Here is a 23,651-nt window from a genome sequence, read left to right on the forward strand (position 1 = left end):
AGGGAAAGAGTCCCTGTGATCTCTTCCCGGCGTATTCATTGTGATGTCACATTTTGTGCGTAATCTATACACATTACGACATGGAACTTGTGGATAAAATCACTGTCTGATAAAAGATTGAATGATATTCTCGTTGCTCATAAGCTCTGGCATGGTTGTTGCTATTGGTTTTAGCCAATGCGCCAGATGAAAAGATTGAGAGGATTTGAATGACCAAAGAAATGCAAAATTTAGCTTTAGCCCCTGTTGGTAACCTGGAATCTTACATCCGGGCTGCGAACGCGTGGCCGATGTTGTCGGCTGACGAGGAGCGGGCACTGGCTGAAAAGCTGCATTACCAGGGCGATCTGGAAGCAGCTAAAACGCTGATCCTGTCTCACCTGCGCTTTGTTGTTCATGTTGCTCGTAATTATGCGGGCTATGGCCTGCCGCAGGCGGATCTGATTCAGGAAGGTAATATCGGCCTGATGAAAGCCGTGCGCCGTTTCAACCCGGAAGTGGGTGTGCGCCTGGTTTCCTTCGCCGTGCATTGGATCAAAGCTGAGATCCACGAATACGTTCTGCGTAACTGGCGTATCGTTAAAGTCGCGACCACCAAAGCGCAGCGTAAGCTGTTCTTTAACCTGCGTAAAACCAAACAGCGTCTGGGCTGGTTTAACCAGGACGAAGTTGAAATGGTTGCTCGCGAGCTGGGTGTTTCCAGCAAAGACGTGCGCGAAATGGAATCCCGTATGGCGGCACAGGACATGACGTTTGACATGTCTTCAGACGATGAGTCTGACAGCCAGCCGATGGCCCCGGTGCTGTATCTGCAGGATAAATCTTCTAACTTTGCCGACGGCATTGAAGAAGATAACTGGGAAGATCAGGCCGCGAACAAACTGACCCACGCAATGGAAGGTCTGGACGAGCGGAGCCAGGACATCATTCGTGCCCGTTGGCTGGACGAAGACAACAAGTCGACGTTGCAGGAACTGGCCGATCGCTACGGCGTTTCCGCTGAACGTGTTCGTCAGCTTGAAAAGAACGCCATGAAAAAACTGCGCGCGGCGATCGAAGCGTAATCTTCCAGCCGCCCTGGAAATGCTGATAAACCCTGGATGAAAATCCGGGGTTTTTTGTTTTTATCTCTCCCCCTCTCTCCTGACGTTTATGCTTTTTGTCATCAAGTTGTTATCTGCATGTCAAATTTAGCTATTCCAAAATAATAAAAATCGGGTATGTTTTAGCAGAGTATGCTGCTAAAGCACGGGTGGCTATCCAATAATCGAAATAAAGTGCTGAACAACAACATCACAACACACGTAATAACCACAATAATGGGGATTGTCAGGATGAATATGAAGGGTAAAGCGTTATTGGCAGGATGTATCGCCCTGTCTTTGAGCAATATGGCGTTTGCTAAGGATATTAAAGTTGCCGTCGTCGGCGCGATGTCCGGTCCGGTAGCGCAGTATGGCGATCAGGAATTTACTGGCGCAGAGCAGGCGATTGCAGATATCAACGCCAAAGGCGGGGTGAAAGGTGACAAACTGGTCATGGTGAAATATGACGATGCCTGTGACCCGAAACAAGCGGTAGCGGTAGCTAACAAAGTGGTCAACGACGGGATTAAATATGTTATCGGCCACCTGTGCTCGTCTTCCACTCAGCCTGCGTCAGATATCTATGAAGACGAAGGCATTCTGATGATCACCCCAGCGGCAACGGCGCCGGAGCTGACCGCGCGCGGTTATAACCTGGTGATGCGTACCACCGGTCTGGATTCCGATCAGGGCCCAACCGCTGCCAAATATATCGTTGAAAAAGTGAAGCCGAAGCGCATTGCGATCGTTCACGACAAACAACAGTACGGTGAAGGCCTGGCGCGTTCCGTGCAGGACAACCTCAAGAAAGCCAACGCTGACGTGGTGTTCTTCGACGGGATCACCGCTGGCGAGAAAGATTTCTCTACGCTGGTGGCACGTCTGAAGAAAGAGAATATCGATTTCGTTTACTACGGTGGTTACCACCCGGAAATGGGGCAGATTCTGCGCCAGGCACGCGCTGCGGGTCTGAAAACCCAGTTTATGGGACCAGAAGGGGTAGCGAACGTGTCGCTGTCTAACATCGCGGGTGAGTCTGCAGAAGGCTTACTGGTAACGAAACCGAAGAACTACGATCAGGTTCCGGCGAACAAACCGATTGTGGACGCGATCAAAGCCAAGAAACAAGATCCGAGCGGTGCATTCGTATGGACCACCTACGCCGCGCTGCAATCCTTGCAGGCCGGTCTGAACCAGTCTGACGACCCGGCTGAAATTGCCAAATACCTGAAAGCAAACTCAGTGGAAACCGTCATGGGGCCGCTGTCATGGGATGCGAAGGGCGATCTGAAAGGCTTCGAATTCGGCGTGTTTGACTGGCATGCAAACGGGACGGCGACCGACGCCAAATAATTTTCCTGGCGCCTTTCGCGCTGCAGATGCGTTGGTTACGTTATTCAACCCCGGTCACTTACTTATGTAAGCTCCCGGGGACTTCATAACTTGCCGCCTTCCTGCAACGTGAAATTCTTGGAAAATTGCGAGGTGGTTTTTTATTTTTTCTCCCAGCATGTAGGCCGGATAAGCGTCAGCGCCATCCGGCTTTTTTATCTTTTTTCCCAGCCATTCTCCTGGGCTGTAAACCCTAACGCCTGCATAAACGCGGCCATCACGCTGCGGTCTTCAACGCCGACGTCGGCCATCCACCATGAACTCACATCAGGGTTTTCCCGGATGACTTCTTCGATCAAATACTGCCCGACGCCGCGACGGCGGGTGATATCGCGTACGCGCAATGAATCTAATGCACCTTGCGTGCCGCTCAGGGTTACGCGAACTGCGCCTAACAGACGCTCGTTAAAGCGTGCGGCGTAGATCCGGTGCGTTTCATCTACGCTTAACGATGAGGCGGAATATTCCGGCCAGATTTTGCCCAGATCAATCTGGTCCTGGTCGCTAAAGTTATCTAAACGAACGATGGTCAGCTTCATTAACAGCATGTCCAAATCACAAAAGATGGAATGAGTGTACCGAAATAATTCACCCGGATGCTTTCTCTTTTTTATGTGAATAACCAGATTAATAATTTTGTAACAACGGTAATGACAGTTTGAAACCGTAGAGATTGAAAAATAGGCAGAATAATACCCTGGGATGCAGCATTTTATTCGGCTCTTTGTGCCGTTATTTTATGCTGACAAACGTGCTTTTTTTTGTTTATCTATAGTGAAAAGCAGAATATTATCTTTTCTTAATCGACTGAAAAATAGAGATTTTAGCCTGATTTTGCTTAAAAAACTGCGCTAAACCATTAATGAGACTGGTAAAAATAGTGCAGTTCAAAAAAAGCACAGACTGCTTTTTAACCACATAAATACAAAATATTAATTACGTCACGAATGGGGATTCAGGTAATGAAACGGAATGCGAAAACAATCATCGCAGGGGTGATAGCACTGGCAATGTCACACGCGGTCATGGCGGAAGATATCAAGGTCGCTGTTGTCGGCGCGATGTCAGGTCCGGTCGCGCAGTGGGGCGATATGGAATTTAATGGCGCACGTCAGGCCATTAAAGATATCAATGCCAAAGGCGGGGTAAAAGGCGACAAACTGGTCGCTGTGGAATATGACGATGCCTGCGATCCGAAACAGGCCGTTGCGGTAGCGAACAAAATCGTCAATGACGGCATTCAGTACGTTATTGGTCATCTGTGCTCATCTTCCACGCAGCCCGCATCAGATATCTATGAAGATGAAGGCATTCTGATGATTTCTCCGGGTGCCACAAACCCGGAACTGACCCAGCGCGGTTACGCTCACATTATGCGTACAGCGGGCCTGGACTCCTCTCAGGGGCCGACCGCCGCGAAATACATTCTGGAGAAGGTGAAGCCACAGCGTATCGCCATCATTCACGATAAACAGCAATACGGTGAAGGCCTGGCGCGTTCGGTGCAGGACAGCCTGAAAGCGGGCAAAGCCAACATCGTTTTCTTTGACGGTATCACCGCCGGGGAAAAAGATTTTTCTGCGCTGATCGCTCGCCTGAAAAAAGAAAATATCGACTTTGTTTATTACGGCGGCTACTACCCGGAAATGGGGCAAATGCTGCGCCAGGCGCGTTCCGTCGGGCTGAAAACCCAGTTTATGGGACCTGAGGGCGTCGGCAATGCGTCGCTGTCTAACATCGCCGGTGATGCTGCTGAAGGCATGCTGGTAACCATGCCAAAACGCTATGACCAGGATCCGGCGAATAAGGCTATCGTCGATGCGCTCAAAGCTGACAAGAAAGATCCAACCGGACCATACGTGTGGATCACTTATGCAGCCGTCCAGTCATTGGCGACAGCAATGGATCGCAGCGGTAGCAAAGAGCCGTTGGACCTGGTGAAAGATCTGAAAGCACACGGGGCTGATACCGTGATTGGGCCGCTGAAATGGGACGAAAAAGGCGATTTGAAGGGATTTGAGTTTGGTGTCTTCCAGTGGCATGCAGACGGTTCTTCGACCGTTGCGAAGTAATACCTGAAGACGAGTTATCCCACCGCCCGTGCAAAACGGGCGGGTTTAAAAAGGTTACCTTATGTCCGAGCAGTTCCTCTATTTCTTGCAGCAGATGTTTAACGGCGTCACGCTGGGAAGCACCTACGCGCTGATCGCCATCGGTTACACGATGGTGTACGGCATTATCGGCATGATCAACTTCGCCCACGGCGAGGTGTATATGATCGGCAGCTATGTCTCCTTTATGATCATCGCAGCGCTAATGATGATGGGCATCGATTCCAGCTGGCTACTGGTCGCGGCGGGCTTCGTCGGCGCAATTGTGATTGCCAGCGCCTACGGCTGGAGCATTGAACGCGTGGCGTATCGGCCCGTGCGCAGCTCCAAGCGCCTGATCGCGCTGATTTCCGCTATCGGGATGTCCATCTTCCTGCAAAACTACGTCAGCCTGACGGAAGGTTCGCGCGACGTGGCGCTGCCCAGCCTGTTTAATGGTCAGTGGACTGTCGGCAGTAGCGATAACTTCTCTGCTTCCATCACCACCATGCAGTTGGTTATCTGGATCGTAACCTTCCTGGCGATGCTGGCGCTGACGCTGTTTATCCGTTACTCCCGTATGGGCCGCGCCTGCCGTGCCTGTGCAGAAGACCTGAAGATGGCCAGCCTGCTCGGCATCAATACCGATCGCGTGATTGCGCTGACCTTTGTGATTGGCGCGGCAATGGCGGCGGTAGCGGGCGTGCTGCTCGGTCAGTTCTACGGTGTAATTAACCCATACATCGGCTTTATGGCCGGGATGAAGGCCTTTACCGCGGCGGTACTGGGCGGCATCGGCAGCATTCCAGGGGCGATGATCGGCGGCCTGATTCTGGGCGTTGCGGAAGCGCTTTCCTCTGCTTATCTGAGTACTGAATACAAAGACGTCGTTTCATTCGCGCTGCTGATTCTGGTGCTGCTGGTGATGCCGACCGGTATTCTGGGTCGCCCGGAGGTAGAGAAAGTATGAAACCGATGCATTTTGCAATGGCGCTGCTCTCTGCCGCTATGTTCTTCGTCCTGGCGGGCGTCTTTATGGGTGTTCAGTTAGAGCTGGACGGTACCAAGCTGGTAGTCGATACCGCCGCGGATATCCGCTGGCAGTGGGTGTTTATCGGCACTGGCGTGGTCTTTCTTTTCCAACTGCTACGTCCAGCCTTCCAGAAAGGCCTGAAGAGCGTCTCCGGACCGAAATTTATTCTGCCGGCGATTGACGGCTCCACCGTTAAACAGAAGCTGTTCCTGGTGGCGCTGCTGGTGATTGCCGTGGCGTGGCCGTTTATGGTGTCACGCGGTACGGTGGATATCGCCACGCTGACGATGATTTATATCATCCTCGGCCTCGGCTTAAACGTGGTGGTGGGGCTTTCCGGCCTGCTGGTGCTGGGCTACGGCGGCTTCTATGCCATCGGCGCTTACACCTTCGCGCTGCTGAACCACTATTACGGTCTGGGCTTCTGGACCTGTCTGCCGCTGGCGGGGCTGGTTTCCGCTGCAGCAGGCTTCCTGCTCGGCTTCCCGGTATTGCGCCTGCGTGGTGATTATCTGGCGATTGTGACCTTAGGCTTCGGCGAAATCGTCCGTATTCTGCTGCTCAACAACACCGAAGTAACCGGCGGTCCAAACGGTATTAGCCAGATCCCGAAACCGACCTTTTTCGGTCTGGAGTTCAGCCGTACCGCCCGTGAAGGCGGCTGGGATACCTTCAGCAACTTCTTTAACGTCAAGTACGATCCGTCTGACCGCGTCATTTTCCTCTATCTGGTGGCGCTGCTGCTGGTGGTCTTCTCGCTGTTTGTTATCAACCGTTTGCTGCGTATGCCGCTGGGTCGCGCGTGGGAAGCGCTGCGTGAAGATGAAATTGCCTGTCGTTCTCTGGGCTTAAACCCTACGCGTATCAAGCTGACAGCCTTTACCATCAGCGCCGCGTTTGCCGGTTTTGCCGGTACGCTGTTTGCCGCGCGCCAGGGCTTCGTCAGCCCGGAATCCTTCACCTTTGCCGAGTCGGCCTTTGTGCTGGCGATTGTGGTACTGGGCGGAATGGGCTCACAGTTTGCGGTGATCCTCGCGGCCATCCTGCTGGTGGTGTCACGCGAGCTGATGCGTGATTTCAACGAATACAGCATGTTAATGCTGGGTGGTTTAATGGTACTGATGATGATCTGGCGTCCGCAGGGCTTGTTGCCGATGACCCGTCCACAGTTGAAGCTGAAAAACGGGGAAGCAAAAGGAGAGCAGGCATGAGTCAGCCATTATTATCCGTTAACGGCCTGATGATGCGCTTCGGCGGTCTGCTGGCGGTAAACAACGTTGAACTGGAACTGCGACCGCAGGAGATCGTTTCGTTAATCGGCCCGAACGGTGCGGGGAAAACCACGGTCTTTAACTGTCTGACCGGTTTTTATAAGCCGACCGGCGGGACGATTAAGCTGCGCGACCAGCACCTGGAAGGGCTGCCGGGTCAGCAAATCGCGCGTATGGGGGTGGTACGTACTTTCCAGCACGTGCGTCTGTTTCGCGAAATGACGGTGATTGAAAACCTGCTGGTGGCGCAACATCAGCAACTGAAAACCGGCGTCTTCTCCGGCCTGTTGAAAACCCCGTCGTTCCGTCGCGCGCAGAGTGAAGCGTTGGATCGCGCCGCCACCTGGCTTGCGCGTATTGGCTTGCTGGAGCATGCTAACCGTCAGGCCAGTAACCTGGCCTATGGCGATCAGCGTCGTCTGGAAATTGCCCGCTGCATGGTGACCCAGCCGGAAATCCTGATGCTCGACGAACCCGCTGCTGGACTCAACCCGAAAGAGACCAAAGAGCTGGACGAGCTGATTGCTGAACTGCGTAACCATCACAACACCACCATTTTGTTGATTGAGCACGACATGAAGCTGGTGATGGGGATTTCTGACCGTATTTACGTGGTGAACCAGGGCACGCCGCTGGCGAATGGGACGCCGGAACAGATTCGTAATAACCCGGATGTTATCCGCGCCTATTTAGGTGAAGCATAATGGTGGCGAGGCTTAATATGGATAAAGCGATGTTATCGTTCGACAAAGTCAACGCCCACTACGGCAAAATACAGGCGCTGCACGACGTCAGCTTGTATATCAACCAGGGTGAAATCGTTACTCTGATTGGTGCCAACGGCGCGGGAAAAACCACGCTGCTCGGCACATTGTGTGGCGACCCGCGAGCGACCAGTGGGCGAATCGTCTTTGATGGTAAAGACATTACCGACTGGCAGACGGCGAAAATCATGCGCGAAGCGGTAGCGATTGTGCCGGAAGGGCGTCGCGTGTTTTCCCGTATGACGGTGGAAGAGAACCTGGCGATGGGCGGCTTCTTTGCCGAAAAGGACCAGTTTCAGGAACGCATCAAATGGGTGTATGACCTGTTTCCCCGTCTGCATGAACGTCGTATTCAACGTGCGGGAACGATGTCCGGCGGTGAACAGCAGATGCTGGCGATAGGCCGTGCGCTGATGAGCCAGCCGAGGCTGCTGCTGCTTGATGAACCGTCGCTGGGTCTGGCGCCGATTATCATCCAGCAGATTTTTAACACCATCGAACAGCTGCGCGAACAGGGGATGACCATCTTCCTCGTCGAACAGAACGCTAACCAGGCGCTGAAGCTCGCCGATCGCGGCTACGTGCTGGAAAACGGTCATGTGGTGCTGGAAGACACCGGTGATGCGCTACTGGCTAACGAAGCGGTGCGAAGCGCGTATCTGGGCGGTTAATCATTCTCTGAATAGACAAGGGGCCTGCTGTGGCCCCTTTTTATTGCTCTATGTTATTATTGAGAATAGTTATCAATAATAAAAATGAACATGGAGAAAGGATGATTCGTTCAGGTACCTGCATGATGATTGGCAGTTTGTTTTTGACGCTTTCACTAACCACCCAGGCCTCAACACCGCCAGCGTTTGACCCGCGCGATCCCGCTATCTGGGAAGAGAAACCGGACAACCCGTTAGCGCAATCCGACTCGCCCTGCGAAGTGTTTACCAGCTCGGTATGCCCAGGCTGGGATGATGATAAATCGGATATCCAACGTGAACGTGAGCGGCGAGAGCAGCAGCGTTTACAGAATGAATATGAACGACGCTGGCGTCGGGATTAATCTTCCTTGCTGGAGCAGCAGATAACGCCATCAAGGCCGGAGAAGGTATAGCGATATCCGGCTTTGTTGTGCACCACCCCGCATTTTCCTGTCACTACGCTTTCACCGCCTTGCCATCTGTTTGTCGCCTTACTATCTTTTTTTTGTAATAAAAAAGTTATTTTTCTGTCATTCGAGCATGTCATGTTACCCCCGCGAGCATAAAACGCGTGATATCGCGCATCCGGCACAACAAGAGAGATAACCGATGATATCGTTACGACATACAGCTTTAGGACTGGCACTTAGCCTGGCATTTGCAGGTCAGGCACTGGCGGTCACCACTATCCCGTTCTGGCACTCAATGGAAGGCGAACTGGGTAAAGAAGTTGATTCACTGGCGCAACGTTTTAATGCAGCCAATCCCGACTACAAAATTGTTCCGCAGTACAAAGGCAACTATGAGCAGAGCCTGAGTGCAGGAATTGCTGCTTTCCGTACCGGAAACGCGCCTGCGCTGCTGCAGGTTTATGAAGTGGGCACGGCAACCATGATGGCCTCAAAAGCCATTAAACCGGTCTATGAAGTATTCAAAGAGGCTGGCATTAACTTCGATGAGTCTCAGTTCGTACCGACCGTTTCCGGTTACTACACCGACTCTAAAAGCGGACACTTGCTCTCCCAGCCGTTTAACAGCTCCACTCCGGTGCTGTACTACAACAAAGATGCCTTCAAAAAAGCCGGTTTAGACCCGGAGCAGCCGCCGAAAACCTGGCAGGATCTGGCGGAGTACACCGCGAAGCTGAAAGCCGCAGGCATGAAGTGCGGTTACGCCAGCGGCTGGCAGGGATGGATTCAGATTGAAAACTTCAGCGCCTGGAACGGTCTGCCGGTAGCAACCAAAAACAATGGCTTTGACGGTACTGACGCGGTGCTGGAGTTCAATAAACCGGAACAGGTGAAACACATCGCTCTGCTGGAAGAGCTGAACAAAAAAGGTGATTTCAGCTACTTCGGGCGTAAGGACGAATCCACTGAGAAGTTCTACAACGGGGATTGTGCCATTACCACCGCCTCTTCCGGTTCGCTGGCGGACATCCGCCACTACGCTAAATTCAATTATGGCGTCGGGATGATGCCGTACGATGCCGATGTGAAGGGCGCGCCGCAGAATGCGATTATCGGTGGGGCCAGCCTGTGGGTGATGCAGGGTAAAGATAAAGCAACCTACGAAGGCGTGGCGCAGTTCCTCAACTTCCTGGCGAAGCCTGAAATTGCTGCCGAATGGCACCAGAAGACCGGCTATCTGCCGATCACCACCGCTGCCTACGACCTGACCCGTGAACAGGGCTTCTATGAGAAGAACCCTGGGGCTGATATCGCCACCCGCCAGATGCTGAACAAGCCGCCGTTGCCATTCACCAAGGGACTGCGTCTGGGCAATATGCCGCAGATCCGCACTATTGTGGATGAAGAGCTGGAAAGCGTCTGGACCGGGAAGAAAACCCCGCAGCAGGCACTGGATGCCGCCGTTGAGCGTGGCAATCAGTTACTGCGCCGCTTTGAGCAATCGACCAAGTCTTAAGTGTATAAGTGCCGGATGGCGCTGCGCTTATCAGGCCTACAAGTTCGTAGTTTGTAGGCCGGATAAGGTGCTTGCACCGCCATCCGGCACCTTCCAGGAAAAGAACCTACATGTCTTCATCCCGTCCGGTATTCCGCTCGCGTTGGCTTCCCTATTTGTTGGTGGCTCCGCAGCTGGTTATCACCGTTATTTTCTTTATCTGGCCCGCCGGTGAAGCGCTGTGGTACTCGCTACAATCCGTTGATCCGTTTGGTCTTTCCAGCCAGTTTGTCGGACTGGGAAACTTTGTCGCGCTGTTTCATGACCCGTACTACCTCGACTCATTCTGGACCACCATTAAGTTCAGTACGTTAGTCACGGTAAGTGGTCTGCTGGTGTCGTTATTTTTTGCGGCGCTGGTGAATTACGTGGTGCGCGGCAGCCGTTTTTACCAGACGCTGATGCTGTTGCCATACGCCGTCGCGCCTGCCGTCGCCGCCGTATTGTGGATCTTCCTGTTTAACCCAGGTCGCGGGCTGATTACCCATTTTCTCGGTGAGTTTGGCTATGACTGGAACCATGCGCAAAACAGCGGTCAGGCAATGTTTCTGGTGGTGTTCGCGTCGGTCTGGAAGCAGATTAGTTACAACTTCCTGTTCTTCTTTGCCGCACTGCAGTCTATCCCGCGGTCACTGATCGAAGCCGCCGCGATTGATGGCGCGGGGCCAGTTCGCCGCTTCTTTAAGCTGGCGCTGCCGCTGATAGCCCCGGTCAGCTTCTTTCTGCTGGTGGTGAATCTGGTTTACGCCTTCTTTGATACCTTCCCGGTGATCGATGCCGCCACGGCGGGTGGGCCGGTGCAGGCGACGACCACGCTGATTTATAAGATCTACCGTGAAGGGTTTGTCGGGTTGGATCTGGCTTCTTCCGCCGCACAATCGGTGGTGCTGATGTTCCTGGTCATTATTTTGACGGTGGTGCAGTTCCGCTATGTGGAAAGTAAGGTGCGTTACCAATGATTGAGAACCGTCGTGGGCTGACAATATTCAGCCATGCCATGTTGATTATGGGGATCATGGTGATCCTGTTTCCGCTGTACGTCGCGTTTGTCGCGGCGACGCTGGACAACAAAGCGGTGTTTGAAACGCCGATGACGCTGGTTCCCGGCACGCAGTTGCTGGAGAACATGAAATACATCTGGGTCAACGGTGTGGGCGTCAACAGCGCGCCGTTCTGGTTGATGATGCTTAACAGCTTCATCATGGCGTTCAGTATTACGGTAGGGAAAATCACCGTCTCCATGCTCTCCGCATTCGCCATCGTCTGGTTCCGTTTTCCGCTGCGCAACCTGTTCTTCTGGATGATTTTTATCACCCTGATGCTGCCGGTTGAGGTGCGAATCTTCCCCACCGTGGAGGTTATCGCCAACCTGAAAATGCTCGACAGCTATGCGGGTCTGACGCTGCCGTTGATGGCATCGGCTACTGCGACCTTCCTGTTCCGACAGTTCTTTATGACCCTGCCGGATGAGCTGGTTGAGGCCGCGCGAATTGACGGTGCGTCACCGATGCGTTTTTTCCGCGATATCGTACTACCACTGTCAAAAACCAATCTGGCGGCGCTGTTCGTTATTACCTTTATCTACGGCTGGAACCAGTATTTGTGGCCGTTGTTAATTATTACCGACGTCAATTTGGGCACTGCGGTGGCGGGTATCAAAGGCATGATCGCCACCGGTGAAGGCACCACGCAGTGGAACCAGGTAATGGCTGCCATGCTGCTGACGCTCATCCCTCCGGTAATCATCGTGTTAGCCATGCAGCGCGCCTTCGTACGCGGTCTGGTCGATAGTGAGAAATAAAAATGGCTGGTTTAAAACTACAGGCAGTAACCAAAAGCTGGGACGGCAAAACCCAGGTAATTAAACCGCTGACGCTGGACGTCGCGGACGGGGAATTTATCGTGATGGTTGGGCCATCCGGTTGCGGAAAGTCTACGCTGCTGCGGATGGTCGCCGGGCTGGAGCGGGTGAGCGGTGGCGATATCTGGATTGATAATAAACGCGTCACCGAGATGGAGCCGAAGGATCGCGGCATAGCGATGGTCTTTCAAAACTACGCGCTCTACCCGCATATGAGCGTGGAAGAAAACATGGCCTGGGGACTGAAAATCCGCGGGATGGGTAAGGAACACATTGCTGAGCGGGTAAATGAGGCGGCGCGTATTCTCGAGCTGGGTGAGCTGCTCAAACGTCGTCCGCGCGAACTTTCTGGCGGTCAGCGCCAGCGCGTAGCAATGGGACGAGCGATTGTGCGCGACCCGGCGGTATTCCTGTTCGATGAGCCGCTTTCTAATCTTGATGCCAAGCTGCGAGTACAGATGCGTCTGGAGTTACAACATCTGCATCGCCGCCTGAAAACCACTTCGCTATACGTGACGCACGACCAGGTTGAAGCGATGACCCTCGCCCAACGGGTGATGGTGATGAACAAAGGCATTGCCGAGCAGGTAGGTACGCCGGTTGAGGTGTATGAAAAACCTGCCAGCCGCTTTGTGGCGAGTTTTATCGGCAGCCCGGCAATGAACCTGCTGGACGGGCGTATCAGTACCTCGGGCACCCATTTTGAACTGGAGGGTGGCATGACGCTACCCATCGGCAGAAGCGCGAGAGAGTCTATTGGGCGTAAAATGACGTTGGGTATCCGCCCGGAGCATATTGCGCTAAGCTCGCAGGCCGAAGGCGGCGTGCCGTTGGTTGTTGATACACTGGAAATGCTGGGCGCAGATAACCTGGCACACGGACGCTGGGGCGAGCAAAAGCTGGTGGTGCGACTGGCGCATCAGCATCGCCCGACGGCAGGCAGCACGCTGTGGCTGCATCTGCCAGAAAATCATCTGCATCTTTTTGATGGCGAAACAGGACAACGCGTATGAGTAACTGGCCTTACCCCCATATTGTCGCCCATCGTGGCGGCGGTAAGCTGGCCCCGGAAAACACCCTGGCGGCGATCGACGTGGGGGCGCGATACGGGCATACCATGATCGAGTTTGACGCTAAATTGTCGAAAGACGGTGAGATCTTCTTACTGCATGACGACAACCTGGAGCGAACCAGCAACGGCTGGGGCGTGGCAGGCGAGCTGAACTGGCAGGATTTATTGCGCGTGGACGCCGGCGGCTGGTTTAGCGGTGAGTTTAAAGGTGAACCGCTGCCGCTGCTCTCGCAAGTGGCCGAGCGCTGCCGTCAGCATGGAATGATGGCAAATATTGAAATTAAACCCACAACCGGTACCGGAACGCTAACCGGCAAAGTCGTGGCGCTGGCCGCGCGGGAACTGTGGGCGGGAATGACGCCGCCACTGTTGTCATCCTTTGAAATTGATGCACTTGAAGCGGCGCAGCAGGCGGTACCTGAACTGCCGAGAGGCTTGCTGCTTGATGAATGGCGCGAGGACTGGCGCGAGCTGACCACACGGCTTGGATGCGTCTCTATTCATCTTAATCACAAACTGCTGGATGAAGCGCGTGTGGATGCGCTGCGCGATGCGGGGCTACGTATTCTGGTATATACCGTCAACCGACCCCAGCGCGCGGCGGAACTGCTGCGCTGGGGCGTGGACTGCATCTGTACCGATGCCATTGATACGATTGGTCCGGATTTCCAACCTTTTTAAGGCCCAATCGTTTTTAACGGAACGTTAGGCTGCGGCGTGCTGGAGGGCTTCAGCATGTCGCCGTTCTTTTTCTCTGACAGCATATGTTGCTTATTCAGAGAGCTGTCCGGGTTACGGGTTCCACTCAACATCCCACCGTTGCTGTTGGGCAGCATTTGCTGCTGGCTGGGATTCAACTCGCCTGGCTGAGACTGAAGGACCCGCTGGGAGTTGGTGTTAATTTGGTTTTCCAGATGCTGTTGCTGCATACGCGTCTGCGTTTGCAACTGTTGGTTGAGCATCCCTTTCTGCTGAATTTGCTGCGTTTGCATTTGGGTTTGCATACGCTGCTGACTCGGGATCTGATAACCGGGTTGGTTCGGGTTATTCATGGTGTTGATGGGCTGTGCAAAGCCTGCAAACGGCAACAGCATGGCTAAAAGTAAGAGTCGTTTCATCGCTTTTCTCCTCTCGGGGATCTCTTAAGTTTACTCCTTTCTCGCCGTTACGATGATTATTTCAGAGTTATGCACCAGGCTTAGTGGGGGCAGACCCCCATACATCTGGAGAATAACGATGATAAAACCGACGTTTTTACGCCGGGTAGCCATTGCTGCTCTGCTCTCAGGAAGTTGTTTTAGCGTTGCTGCCGCGCCGGCTGCGCCACCGCCGGTATCTTACGGAGTCGAGGAAGATGTGTTCCATCCCGTACGTGCTAAGCATGGGATGGTGGCCTCTGTGGATGCTTTAGCTACCCAGGTTGGTGTGGACATTCTTAAACAGGGTGGGAATGCCGTCGATGCCGCCGTGGCCGTTGGCTATGCGCTGGCGGTGACGCATCCCCAGGCGGGCAATCTGGGCGGCGGTGGTTTTATGCTACTGCGTACCAAAGACGGTAACACCACCGCGATCGATTTTCGTGAAATGGCGCCTGCTGGCGCGACCCGTGACATGTTCCTCGATGAGCAGGGCAACGCCGATGCGAAAAAGTCGCTGACGTCGCATCTGGCATCCGGTACGCCGGGTACCGTGGCGGGTTTCTCGCTGGCGCTGGAGAAATACGGCACGATGCCGCTGAACAAAGTGGTGCGCCCGGCGATGAAGCTAGCGGAAGAGGGCTTTGTGGTTAATGACGCGCTGGCCGACGATCTGAAAACCTATGGCAGCGAAGTGCTCCCTAATCACGAGAACAGCAAAGCCATTTTCTGGAAGGACGGCGAGCCGCTGAAAAAGGGCGACAAGCTGGTGCAAAAGAATCTGGCGAAAAGCCTGGAAATGATTGCCGAGAATGGCCCGGATGCGTTTTATAAAGGGGCGATTGCCGATCAGATAGCCGGGGAAATGCAGAAGAACGGCGGGCTGATGACCAAAGAGGATTTAGCCAGCTATAAAGCCGTGGAGCGCACGCCGATAAGCGGTGACTATCGCGGGTATCAGGTCTTCTCCATGCCGCCGCCGTCCTCTGGCGGTATTCACATCGTGCAGATCCTCAATATTCTCGAAAACTTCGATATGAAGAAGTACGGATTTGGCAGCGCCGATGCCATGCAGGTTATGGCTGAAGCGGAGAAATATGCTTACGCCGACCGTTCAGAGTATCTGGGCGACCCGGATTTTGTGAAAGTGCCGTGGCAAGCGCTGACCAACAAAGCCTATGCTAAAACGCTTGCCGATCAGATTGATATCAACAAGGCTAAGCCTTCCAGCCAGATCAAACCTGGCAAACTCGCCCCGTATGAAAGCAACCAGACTACACACTTCTCGGTAGTGGATAAAGACGGCAATGCCGTGGCGGTAACGTATACCTTGAATACCACCTTCGGGACCGGCATCGTGGCGGGTAACACCGGCATTCTGCTGAATAACGAAATGGACGACTTCTCCGCTAAGCCAGGCGTGCCGAACGTTTATGGACTGGTGGGCGGTGATGCTAACGCGGTTGGGCCGAAGAAGCGTCCGCTGTCATCGATGTCGCCGACTATCGTGGTAAAAGACGGGAAAACCTGGCTGGTGACCGGCAGCCCAGGTGGAAGCCGAATCATCACTACCGTACTGCAAATGGTGGTCAACAGCATTGATTACGGGATGAACGTCGCCGAAGCGACCAACGCACCGCGCTTCCATCATCAATGGTTGCCAGATGAACTGCGCATCGAGAAGGGCTTCAGCCCGGATACAATCAAGCTGCTGGAGCAAAAAGGACAGAAAGTGGCGCTGAAAGAGGCGATGGGCAGCACGCAGAGCATTATGGTTGGACCGGATGGCGCACTGTATGGCGCTTCTGACCCGCGTTCCGTGGATGATTTAACGGCGGGGTACTGATTTTTGATTAATAGCCCGGTGTCAGGCACCGGGCGTTTTGTTGGCTATGCCGTGAGTAACCGCGCTGGATTATCAATACAGAGCTTGCGAAGAGTATCGTTGTCTACTCCACGGGCAGCCAGATAGGCGAGGAAAACATTCGGGACAAACCCCCAACCGTTCCCCCCATTTTTTGCCCACATCTGTTTGAGAAAAACATCATGGCTTAAAACTATCTGATCGGCGTAACCCAGTTCAATCAGATGAGCTACCGCATCTGCGGTCTCCTGAACGCCTGGGGCGATACCTTCTTTAGGGAAGGTAATGTCCAGACCAATCATGTCAAATTCAAGCCACACGCCGCGGTCGAGCATTTTACGTTGATAGGCAACATCTTTTCCTGACGGGTCCGAGTGTGCCAGCGAAACTTTTGCCGGAGAGACGTTCATCTCTTCAAGGACAATATCCAGCACCTCATCACCCAGTCGCAGCCACCCTGGCATATGGATATTCATCGCCGTATGGGGATTATTACGTTGTGCCAGAGACGCTGCCCGCAGACTGTTACGCTCCGCTTGGGTAAATGCGGGTGACACGCCAATTTCACCGATCATACCGGCGCGAATATCTGTCTCGCCAATCCCTTGATTCAGTTCCTTATCAATCAGTGCGGCTAATGAATCGACAGGTTTATGGATCCTGGTGCTTTCAAACTTCTCCAGATAAGGTCCTGATGAAGCAACGATATTCAAACCGGTTTTTATTGCCACTTCCCGTAACGATGAAGCGTCCCGACCGATAGACTCAGAACCCGTCGCGTCGACAATCGTCCTGCCTCCTAGTGACATAAAATTATTGATTTCAAAGATGACATCATCAATCTCTTTTCTGTCCATGTTATCGGCGCAGCAGTATGGGTCGTGTTTCAGTCCCCACTGTAGGTCAGCACTGACTTTTTTTCCTACCAGTTGCTGTGAAAAAGCATAATGTGGTTCATCAACAACGGATGACAGATCGTTAAACAGATGCTCATGCGGGAGCGTTAGCCCCATATCAGTGTGCGCCACTGGGCCTGTCACGGTTTGCAGGAAACCTTTCATCCTGACACCTCCATTTTTTGCGCCATTTTGGATGCTTTGTATTCAGGAATGGTGGTAACAATTGCGCCCACTAACGCGAACAACGTGCCGATGATGGTGACCAGATAGACCGTATTGCCTAAGGATGGGATCAATTCATCAATCAATACCGACCCAAGCAACTGGCCTGCGGTAGATGCTACACCCAGCATTAGCAGACCTAAGCCTCTGACCAGAATCGCCATCAGCCCGATGGACAGCAGACCCAGCGGGCCACCGAGATACATCCACCACGTATCGGGTAACTGGACGGTGACATGGCCTAATGCGACACGTATCGCCAGTGCAGCGCCCAGCACACAAAAGCCGACAATGAAGTTCCAGGTAATGGAAACCAGCATAGAGCCCGTGGCCTCGGCAACTTTGGCATTTCCAGCAGGCTGCCAGCCAGCGAGTAATCCTGCCAAAAATGGAAGGATAGCGAGCAGGATAAAGGAGGTTGAATGCCACTGTGGCGACACGACAAAAATCGTGGCAATAACCGCGAACAATGCGCCAGCAACGCGCCATGGGGTGAAATATTTCTTCTCATCCACACCGACACCAAAACGGTCGCACAGTAGGCCGGAAAGGAGCAGGGCGGAAATTAATGCAGTTTGAAACGTGGCAACGCCCAACGCGCTGGCTGATGCCCCTTCCGAAAATACAACCATCGCTCCACATAATCCGGCAAACCAATTCCACAGCGGGATTTTTCTCTTTTTAATCAGCGTCGGGATCGATGCGAATTGCTGGCGTGTTTCTTTACGCGCAATAATAATGAAAAACATGACGACCAGACCGCTGGCGAACGAGATTACTGCACAAGCATTACCATCTTGCAACCAGTGTCCCAATTGCCCATTAACGGCAGACTGCATTGGGGAAAGCATACCGGCTAAGATGGTTGCAAGCATCAGTAAGGGAGTTGAGTACTTATTTTTGTTCATACATCAATCCTTGTATTTTATAAAAGGAGTAACTTTCGTTACTCCATTGTTTTTTATTTTCTGGCGATGAATTGAAGCGTGTTAACCCACAGGTCGGTATAAAACGGCCAGGACATAAATTGCTGTGTTCCCCAGTGTGGAGAACAGTCGCTCATGAAGCAGGCGGTTTTACCCTGTTGGTATTCACCGAACACTAACAGCGGGTCATTATTTATTGTTAAAACAACATCGGCATCTTCTCTGGCGACAACCTGGTTATATCCAAGAAATACCGGGTAGTCTGAGAATCCGTTAACGACAGGATGTTCCGGGGAGATAGCCTCAGCGCAGATACCCTCTGGTTTTTCTACCCGGTCATCGCCGTCAAGCATAATAACTGGCAAAACCTCGGCAAGAATGGTGTTCTTGTAATTAGCCTTGGCCTCAATGCCCATAAATGACAGATAGCCGCCAATCATGAGCAGACCACCACCATTTCTGACATACTCTTTAATTGATTCCAGAGCATTTGGCTTTATTTTTAGCTGATAGAACGTCTCGTTTTGCAACAGGAACGTATTGCTGCCGATATCGCTAATAACAATGACATCATAACGGTTTAGTTCATCAATGCTTTCTGGAAATGCAATTTGCACGGTGTGAGCCGGCATATAATCAATTTCTACACCACCTTTCTTTAAGCATTCAAGCAACCATGTAGCACCTTCTTCATATTTACTGGAGGTAAAACTGTCATAGCCTTTTGAATGAATCATGTGAATATGCCAGGATTCTCCAATAAAGAGCACCTTTAGTTTTTTCTGCGTATTGTTCATAGTCTGCTCCTTGATTTAGTGAGTAGAGATAGTTTGTTTGTAATGTGAGCCCTGAATGCGATGAAGAACGGATTCGTTTTCTGGCATGTCAGAGGCATTGGGTGTTTCAACAGCAAGCGAGGCGAATGCGCTCGCGTAGCACAATGCAGATGCCAGTGATTTTCCTTTAGCAAGGCCAGACGCGAGTGCGCCATTGAAGGCATCGCCAGCGCCAGCCGTATTTTTTACAACGGCCGGAAATGCCGGAGAATAGATGAATTGCGTTCCGTCATAAGCGAGAGAACCTTTGCTACCCAATGTGATAATGGTATTTTTGACACCTTTTTGATGAATAATCTTTGCTGCACATTTGGCTGATTCAATATCGTTGACGGACATGTTTGCCAGCAGACCAGCTTCGGTTTCATTTGGCGTGATATAATCGATGTCATCAATGATGGTATTAACCATTTCATTATATGGCGCTGGGTTAATAATGACCGGGATATCATTTTTCTGTGCGAGATGAATGGTTTGTTGAAGTGCCTCGTAATTTGTCTCCAGTTGTACGAGAACAATATCTGAATGAACGATGGCTTCTTTTTGTATGGTGATTTCATCAGGTGAAATTGTCATGTTAGCACCTGGATAGATAGCGATGACGTTATCCCCGGTATCTCCATTCACCATAATAGTCGCTGTACCTGTCTGTGTTTCTTTGGTCTGATAGATAACGCTTTTATGGATTTTTGATGAGTTTATAAAATTAATGGCGTAATCACTGAAATGGTCTGACCCTACTTTAGTAATAAAATGCACATCAGAATCGGCATAGCTTGCCGCTAATGCCTGATTGCATCCTTTACCACCGGGCGAAAAAATAAATTTATCGGCAAGCAATGATTCGCCTGTCGAGGGTAGCCTCGGTAGGTAACTGATAATATCAACATTGAACGAGCCAATAACACATACATTATTCTTCATGGCAGAGAGACCTTTTTTTATTTTCTGCGCTGATTCATATTTTTCCAGCACATAAGCAATTTCGTTTTTTGCAACGTTATCAAGAGAGTCAAGGGTAATAAATGCACCACCATGACAGCGAGTGAGATATCCCTGCCCGGCAAGTTCATTGAGATCTGAGCGAATAGTTTCCTTTGTTACCTTGAGACTTTTCGCCAGATTTGAAACTTTTACAACTCCCGAAATACTGATTTCTTTCAATATTCTATGATGGCGTTCAAATTTCATTTTTTACCTCACCGTGGTTAAGTTAGTCCCAGGGGAAGTATATTGTTGTGATTGTCACCATAAAGTGATGGCAGAAACCAAAAAAAAACAAAAATGTAATATTAATATTATTAAAGTTACGAAAAATAGCGATGAAGATAGAAAGCTGAATAACCATATAATTCAGGTGGTTGTTAAGCCGGAACATGGCGGTGGGGGAAGGCGATAGGCTGTAATCAACAACTCTATGCCAGGACTGGATGGCGCTTCCGTTCTTGAATTTTTCGGTGGGATATAAAATAGATTGGCCTACAGCGTTTTGAACGATGTAGGCCTGACTGGTAGGTTATGGCGCATATCGCTGCAGTGATTCGGACCAGCGGAATATTTGGCTGCTTTTATCCTGTAGGTTAACGCGCTCTAAGTCATAAAACCCGTGCGTCTTTGCCGAGCGCATTTTGAGAATGTACTTACTTTCGCTGATGTCGTGCTGCCTTGTGCCGTCTTTATTCCAGTCTCCGGCGATGTCTGAATAGTAATAAACAAGGTCAGAAAACACGTTGATTATCTTGCTGTCTTTGATGGTGTAGAGTTCCAGCACTTCATAAAATGCGCCGCCGCCGGAATACGCATCAGAGTATCCACCCCGCACCCCGAATGCCAGGGTATCGGGTGCTATCCGGTACGGTGCCAGATCCAGCTTTGTATAATAAGCCAGCGGTCTGACGGACTCATCATCGCTCTCTTTTTCAGCGGCTTTATTCCACTCTGAGAGCTGGTTTAACGGTTTTTCCGAGCGTGCAATCGGCGTTAGCTGTGGATTCTGCCAGGAAAAAATGCCGAGATATAATTTATTAGCGCGCCCGTTGCTGTAGTTTTCCGGGCAGGTGTTATCCGCGTATTTTTTTGCTTGCACGGCGTCAGCCTTATTATCGGCGAAACAGGCAATGCCAATATATTTATCGTCTTTTCCCCAAGATTTAGCACCAGTCAGGATCAGGTTGTCAGGATCTTCATTCGGTGCAACCCAGGCAATCCACTGCTTTTCAGATAAGCCCTGAGGAAGCTCACCAAATCCTTTCGCGGGTGTTGCTCCCGCCATTTGTTCAGCGAAAATCTGTTTACCTTCCGGATGTTGGATGGCACTGGGTACAGAATCGAGATTTTGTACGGTAGTGGCAAAAGCAGGGGAGAGCGAGGCCAGCAACACCAGGGGAAGAAACTTTTTCACTATTGCGTCCTTTCAATAAGCAGGGCGATATGACTCGCCCTTAAATTTATTTCACGCGCGCCATAAAGTAGGCATCAACATACTCACCGTTGCGCAGGCCGTATTTCTTACCGGTGCCTTCGATTTCAAAGCCGTACTTCTTATAGACTGCTACAGCAGGCTCATTATCAACAAATACCGTCAGCTCAATGCGCTCGACGCGCAGCCAGTTGTCGCACATGTCGATCATCGTACGAATCAGCGCGCTGGCAACGCCACGATTGTGCCACCTGGCATCCACGCAGATACCAAAATCGGCCACGTGGCTGCGGCGCGGGCGCTGCGCGACCTCAATACAGAGATGCCCCACGACGATACCGTCAATGCAGGCAACCAGTTGTTTGACACCGGCTTGCTCGGTTAGCCGTGCTTGCCACATTTCGAGGGAAGGATGAGGAACCTGTAGCGTGTTGTGGTACACCTCCGGCTGGGCGTGGATCTGACGAATTGCGTCGTAATCTTTCGGTTCAGCGTGGCGTATCACTATCTCACTCATTCCTTATCTCCTGCAGGGTTAATTGTGCATTTACACTCGCTGAGAAAGAAAAATCCGTCAACTGCATTTTTTTGCAAAAAGAAGTAGACAAGTGCGAATGAGAATGATTATTATTGCTCTGCGTTCAGGGGAACCCCTACGGAGAACCTGAAAGCACGACATTGCTCACATTGCTTCCAGTATTACTTTAGCCAGCTTTTGCTGGCTTTTTTTTTGGCTGGGTTTCGGGCTAGTTTGCTTGCCAGCTTAATCCCGGGCTGTGCTCGCAATCCTCACGTACTCTGTGTACGCTCCGGTTGCTGCGCGCAGGCCGTGAATAATCTGCCTACGCCACTTACGCCCGATCTTTTGGCTGTATAATGCGGTAGGCCGGATAAGGCAACGCCGCATCCGGCATGATGACAGGATGGATTCAGTCTCCAGCCGCTTTGCGCTATGGTGTAGACAATCATCTTCAAAAGGATCGTCTCATGACCTTACACTGCGCATTTATTGGTTTTGGTAAAAGCACCACCCGCTACCATTTGCCGTACGTCCTCAACCGCAAAAATAGCTGGCACGTCGCGCATATTTTCCGCCGCAACGCCAGGCCGGAAGAGCAGGCGCCGCAGTATTCACATATTCACTTCACCAGCGATCTCGACGAGATCTTAAACGATCCGCAGGTGAAGCTGGTGATCGTCTGTACCCATGCTGACAGCCATTTTGAATACGCCAAACGCGCGCTGGAAGCGGGTAAAAATGTGCTGGTTGAGAAACCCTTCACCCCAACGCTTGCGCAAGCAAAAGAGTTGTTTGAGCTAGCGCAAAGCAAAGGGCTGACCGTTACGCCGTATCAGAATCGTCGTTTTGACACCTGTTTCCTCACCGCTAAAAAAGCGATTGAGAGCGGCAAGCTCGGCAAGATTGTTGAGGTTGAAAGCCATTTCGATTACTACCGTCCTGAAGCAGAAACCAAGCCGGGACTGCCGCAGGACGGCGCGTTTTATGGTCTGGGCGTACACACCATGGATCAGATTATCTCCTTGTTCGGACGTCCCGATCATGTGGCCTACGACATCCGCAGCCTGCGCAACAAAGCGAACCCGGACGATACCTTTGAAGCGCAGCTGTTTTACGGCGACCTGAAAGCCATTGTTAAAACCAGCCATCTGGTGAAAATCGACTATCCGAAGTTTATCGTGCATGGCACCAAAGGCTCGTTTGTGAAGTACGGTATCGACCAGCAGGAAACCAGCCTGAAGGCTAATATCATGCCGGGTGAGCCAGGTTTCGCTGCCGATGATTCCATTGGAATGCTGGAATATGTCAACGATGACGGCATCACGGTGAAAGAAGAGGTGAAGCCGGAAGTGGGGGACTACGGCCGCGTCTATGATTCGCTGTACCAGACGCTGACCGCCGGTACGCCTAATTACGTCAAGGAATCTGAAGTTCTTACCAACCTGGAGATCCTCGAACGCGCCTTTGAACAGGCAACGCCTGCCACGATAACCCTCGCCAAATAGCCTGCACAGACTCCTCTGGTCTTGTTCATATTTTTTGAACAGAGGAGTCAATTTTCACCCTCTATGATCCCAGACGGATTGAGTCCACACTTACTCCAT

The 23,651-nt window shown here is 51.8% G+C and carries 23 protein-coding genes and 1 pseudogene; 15 read left to right on the forward strand and 9 right to left on the reverse strand.

What is annotated here, in order from left to right; translation table 11 throughout:
- Positions 1-209 precede the first annotated feature (209 nt).
- Together rpoH and livJ are read left to right on the forward strand one after the other, a co-directional pair.
- Positions 210-1,064, forward strand: coding sequence for an RNA polymerase sigma factor RpoH (gene rpoH / locus OGX92_RS07940; protein WP_003023425.1), 855 nt, complete (start codon positions 210-212; stop codon positions 1,062-1,064).
- Between the two features lie 270 nt (positions 1,065-1,334).
- Positions 1,335-2,438 (forward strand): branched chain amino acid ABC transporter substrate-binding protein LivJ, encoded by a 1,104-nt coding sequence (gene livJ / locus OGX92_RS07945; protein ID WP_139153507.1) that lies wholly within the window; start codon positions 1,335-1,337, stop codon positions 2,436-2,438.
- A gap of 83 nt (positions 2,439-2,521) precedes the next feature.
- Here livJ and OGX92_RS07950 read toward each other — a convergent pair.
- Together OGX92_RS07950 and panM are read right to left on the reverse strand one after the other, a co-directional pair.
- Positions 2,522-2,648, reverse strand: a pseudogene (locus OGX92_RS07950) (hypothetical protein).
- The gene (panM, locus tag OGX92_RS07955) at positions 2,633-3,016 is read right to left on the reverse strand and encodes an aspartate 1-decarboxylase autocleavage activator PanM (RefSeq protein ID WP_003827573.1); all 384 of its coding nucleotides are present in this window, start codon (positions 3,014-3,016) and stop codon (positions 2,633-2,635) included. Before panM ends, OGX92_RS07950 begins: the two are co-directional and overlap by 16 nt.
- Positions 3,017-3,439: 423 nt before the next feature.
- On the opposite strand from panM, the gene livK reads away from it, so the two are divergent.
- The 11 genes from livK to ugpQ all read left to right on the forward strand — a co-directional run bounded on the left by livK (position 3,440) and on the right by ugpQ (position 13,906).
- On the forward strand, positions 3,440-4,549 hold the full coding sequence (gene livK, locus OGX92_RS07960) for a high-affinity branched-chain amino acid ABC transporter substrate-binding protein LivK (protein ID WP_003023433.1): 1,110 nt from the start codon (positions 3,440-3,442) through the stop codon (positions 4,547-4,549).
- A gap of 61 nt (positions 4,550-4,610) precedes the next feature.
- Entirely contained in the window at positions 4,611-5,537 is a 927-nt protein-coding gene (gene livH, locus OGX92_RS07965) for a high-affinity branched-chain amino acid ABC transporter permease LivH (protein WP_003827575.1), read from the forward strand.
- Entirely contained in the window at positions 5,534-6,811 is a 1,278-nt protein-coding gene (livM, locus tag OGX92_RS07970; RefSeq protein WP_048215381.1) for a branched chain amino acid ABC transporter permease LivM, read from the forward strand. The genes livH and livM overlap by 4 nt, the downstream gene beginning before the upstream one ends.
- On the forward strand, positions 6,808-7,575 hold the full coding sequence (gene livG / locus OGX92_RS07975; RefSeq protein ID WP_003827578.1) for a high-affinity branched-chain amino acid ABC transporter ATP-binding protein LivG: 768 nt from the start codon (positions 6,808-6,810) through the stop codon (positions 7,573-7,575). The genes livM and livG overlap by 4 nt, the downstream gene beginning before the upstream one ends.
- Positions 7,576-7,592: 17 nt before the next feature.
- Positions 7,593-8,306: a high-affinity branched-chain amino acid ABC transporter ATP-binding protein LivF gene (livF, locus tag OGX92_RS07980; protein WP_003827581.1), complete on the forward strand. Its 714-nt coding sequence runs from the start codon at positions 7,593-7,595 to the stop codon at positions 8,304-8,306.
- A gap of 101 nt (positions 8,307-8,407) precedes the next feature.
- Entirely contained in the window at positions 8,408-8,689 is a 282-nt protein-coding gene (locus OGX92_RS07985) for a hypothetical protein (protein WP_003827582.1), read from the forward strand.
- 247 nt (positions 8,690-8,936) lie between these two features.
- On the forward strand, positions 8,937-10,253 hold the full coding sequence (gene ugpB, locus OGX92_RS07990; RefSeq protein WP_003827583.1) for a sn-glycerol-3-phosphate ABC transporter substrate-binding protein UgpB: 1,317 nt from the start codon (positions 8,937-8,939) through the stop codon (positions 10,251-10,253).
- Positions 10,254-10,363: 110 nt separating this feature from the next.
- Positions 10,364-11,251, forward strand: coding sequence for a sn-glycerol-3-phosphate ABC transporter permease UgpA (gene ugpA, locus OGX92_RS07995; protein ID WP_286586417.1), 888 nt, complete (start codon positions 10,364-10,366; stop codon positions 11,249-11,251).
- Positions 11,248-12,093 (forward strand): sn-glycerol-3-phosphate ABC transporter permease UgpE, encoded by an 846-nt coding sequence (gene ugpE / locus OGX92_RS08000; RefSeq protein ID WP_003023450.1) that lies wholly within the window; start codon positions 11,248-11,250, stop codon positions 12,091-12,093. The genes ugpA and ugpE overlap by 4 nt, the downstream gene beginning before the upstream one ends.
- 2 nt (positions 12,094-12,095) lie before the next feature.
- The gene (locus tag OGX92_RS08005) at positions 12,096-13,166 is read left to right on the forward strand and encodes a sn-glycerol-3-phosphate import ATP-binding protein UgpC (protein ID WP_286586418.1); all 1,071 of its coding nucleotides are present in this window, start codon (positions 12,096-12,098) and stop codon (positions 13,164-13,166) included.
- On the forward strand, positions 13,163-13,906 hold the full coding sequence (ugpQ, locus tag OGX92_RS08010) for a glycerophosphodiester phosphodiesterase (RefSeq protein WP_003827589.1): 744 nt from the start codon (positions 13,163-13,165) through the stop codon (positions 13,904-13,906). Before OGX92_RS08005 ends, ugpQ begins: the two co-directional genes overlap by 4 nt.
- Here the strand turns inward: ugpQ and OGX92_RS08015 are convergent.
- Positions 13,903-14,343, reverse strand: coding sequence for a DUF2756 family protein (locus OGX92_RS08015; RefSeq protein WP_048215386.1), 441 nt, complete (start codon positions 14,341-14,343; stop codon positions 13,903-13,905). The genes ugpQ and OGX92_RS08015 overlap by 4 nt on opposite strands.
- Before the next feature lie 118 nt (positions 14,344-14,461).
- Here OGX92_RS08015 and ggt point away from each other — a divergent pair, with 118 nt between their 5' ends.
- A complete protein-coding gene (gene ggt / locus OGX92_RS08020) occupies positions 14,462-16,207 on the forward strand; it encodes a gamma-glutamyltransferase (RefSeq protein WP_257662208.1) in 1,746 nt (581 codons plus the stop codon).
- 44 nt (positions 16,208-16,251) lie between these two features.
- On the opposite strand, the gene OGX92_RS08025 is transcribed toward ggt, so the two are convergent.
- The 6 genes from OGX92_RS08025 to yhhY all read right to left on the reverse strand — a co-directional run bounded on the left by OGX92_RS08025 (position 16,252) and on the right by yhhY (position 22,044).
- Positions 16,252-17,286 (reverse strand): phosphotriesterase family protein, encoded by a 1,035-nt coding sequence (locus OGX92_RS08025; RefSeq protein WP_003827595.1) that lies wholly within the window; start codon positions 17,284-17,286, stop codon positions 16,252-16,254.
- Entirely contained in the window at positions 17,283-18,254 is a 972-nt protein-coding gene (locus tag OGX92_RS08030; RefSeq protein ID WP_003827596.1) for a DMT family transporter, read from the reverse strand. Before OGX92_RS08030 ends, OGX92_RS08025 begins: the two co-directional genes overlap by 4 nt.
- Positions 18,255-18,307: 53 nt before the next feature.
- Complete coding sequence (locus OGX92_RS08035; RefSeq protein ID WP_003827597.1) at positions 18,308-19,069, reverse strand: glutamine amidotransferase; 762 nt, start codon at positions 19,067-19,069, stop codon at positions 18,308-18,310.
- 15 nt (positions 19,070-19,084) lie between these two features.
- Complete coding sequence (locus OGX92_RS08040; protein WP_286586419.1) at positions 19,085-20,299, reverse strand: PfkB family carbohydrate kinase; 1,215 nt, start codon at positions 20,297-20,299, stop codon at positions 19,085-19,087.
- A 325-nt stretch (positions 20,300-20,624) separates the two neighbouring features.
- Positions 20,625-21,509, reverse strand: coding sequence for a hypothetical protein (locus OGX92_RS08045; RefSeq protein ID WP_286586420.1), 885 nt, complete (start codon positions 21,507-21,509; stop codon positions 20,625-20,627).
- Positions 21,510-21,555: 46 nt separating this feature from the next.
- Positions 21,556-22,044, reverse strand: coding sequence for an N-acetyltransferase (gene yhhY, locus OGX92_RS08050; RefSeq protein WP_003827604.1), 489 nt, complete (start codon positions 22,042-22,044; stop codon positions 21,556-21,558).
- Positions 22,045-22,514: 470 nt separating this feature from the next.
- Here yhhY and OGX92_RS08055 point away from each other — a divergent pair, with 470 nt between their 5' ends.
- Positions 22,515-23,552 (forward strand): oxidoreductase, encoded by a 1,038-nt coding sequence (locus OGX92_RS08055; protein ID WP_267440799.1) that lies wholly within the window; start codon positions 22,515-22,517, stop codon positions 23,550-23,552.
- Positions 23,553-23,651: the final 99 nt, after the last annotated feature.

This window comes from Citrobacter sp. Cpo089, assembly GCF_030332695.1.
Lineage (GTDB): Bacteria > Pseudomonadota > Gammaproteobacteria > Enterobacterales > Enterobacteriaceae > Citrobacter > Citrobacter portucalensis.

Bases quoted from the DNA above. Each gene is read 5' to 3' on its own strand.
- rpoH (WP_003023425.1), top strand. From the start codon at position 210: ATGACCAAAGAAATGCAAAATTTAGCTTTAGCCCCTGTTGGTAACCTG.
- livJ (WP_139153507.1), top strand. From the start codon at position 1,335: ATGAATATGAAGGGTAAAGCGTTATTGGCAGGATGTATCGCCCTGTCT.
- panM (WP_003827573.1), bottom strand. From the start codon at position 3,016: ATGAAGCTGACCATCGTTCGTTTAGATAACTTTAGCGACCAGGACCAG.
- livK (WP_003023433.1), top strand. From the start codon at position 3,440: ATGAAACGGAATGCGAAAACAATCATCGCAGGGGTGATAGCACTGGCA.
- livH (WP_003827575.1), top strand. From the start codon at position 4,611: ATGTCCGAGCAGTTCCTCTATTTCTTGCAGCAGATGTTTAACGGCGTC.
- livM (WP_048215381.1), top strand. From the start codon at position 5,534: ATGAAACCGATGCATTTTGCAATGGCGCTGCTCTCTGCCGCTATGTTC.
- livG (WP_003827578.1), top strand. From the start codon at position 6,808: ATGAGTCAGCCATTATTATCCGTTAACGGCCTGATGATGCGCTTCGGC.
- livF (WP_003827581.1), top strand. From the start codon at position 7,593: ATGGATAAAGCGATGTTATCGTTCGACAAAGTCAACGCCCACTACGGC.
- OGX92_RS07985 (WP_003827582.1), top strand. From the start codon at position 8,408: ATGATTCGTTCAGGTACCTGCATGATGATTGGCAGTTTGTTTTTGACG.
- ugpB (WP_003827583.1), top strand. From the start codon at position 8,937: ATGATATCGTTACGACATACAGCTTTAGGACTGGCACTTAGCCTGGCA.
- ugpA (WP_286586417.1), top strand. From the start codon at position 10,364: ATGTCTTCATCCCGTCCGGTATTCCGCTCGCGTTGGCTTCCCTATTTG.
- ugpE (WP_003023450.1), top strand. From the start codon at position 11,248: ATGATTGAGAACCGTCGTGGGCTGACAATATTCAGCCATGCCATGTTG.
- OGX92_RS08005 (WP_286586418.1), top strand. From the start codon at position 12,096: ATGGCTGGTTTAAAACTACAGGCAGTAACCAAAAGCTGGGACGGCAAA.
- ugpQ (WP_003827589.1), top strand. From the start codon at position 13,163: ATGAGTAACTGGCCTTACCCCCATATTGTCGCCCATCGTGGCGGCGGT.
- OGX92_RS08015 (WP_048215386.1), bottom strand. From the start codon at position 14,343: ATGAAACGACTCTTACTTTTAGCCATGCTGTTGCCGTTTGCAGGCTTT.
- ggt (WP_257662208.1), top strand. From the start codon at position 14,462: ATGATAAAACCGACGTTTTTACGCCGGGTAGCCATTGCTGCTCTGCTC.
- OGX92_RS08025 (WP_003827595.1), bottom strand. From the start codon at position 17,286: ATGAAAGGTTTCCTGCAAACCGTGACAGGCCCAGTGGCGCACACTGAT.
- OGX92_RS08030 (WP_003827596.1), bottom strand. From the start codon at position 18,254: ATGAACAAAAATAAGTACTCAACTCCCTTACTGATGCTTGCAACCATC.
- OGX92_RS08035 (WP_003827597.1), bottom strand. From the start codon at position 19,069: ATGAACAATACGCAGAAAAAACTAAAGGTGCTCTTTATTGGAGAATCC.
- OGX92_RS08040 (WP_286586419.1), bottom strand. From the start codon at position 20,299: ATGAAATTTGAACGCCATCATAGAATATTGAAAGAAATCAGTATTTCG.
- yhhY (WP_003827604.1), bottom strand. From the start codon at position 22,044: ATGAGTGAGATAGTGATACGCCACGCTGAACCGAAAGATTACGACGCA.
- OGX92_RS08055 (WP_267440799.1), top strand. From the start codon at position 22,515: ATGACCTTACACTGCGCATTTATTGGTTTTGGTAAAAGCACCACCCGC.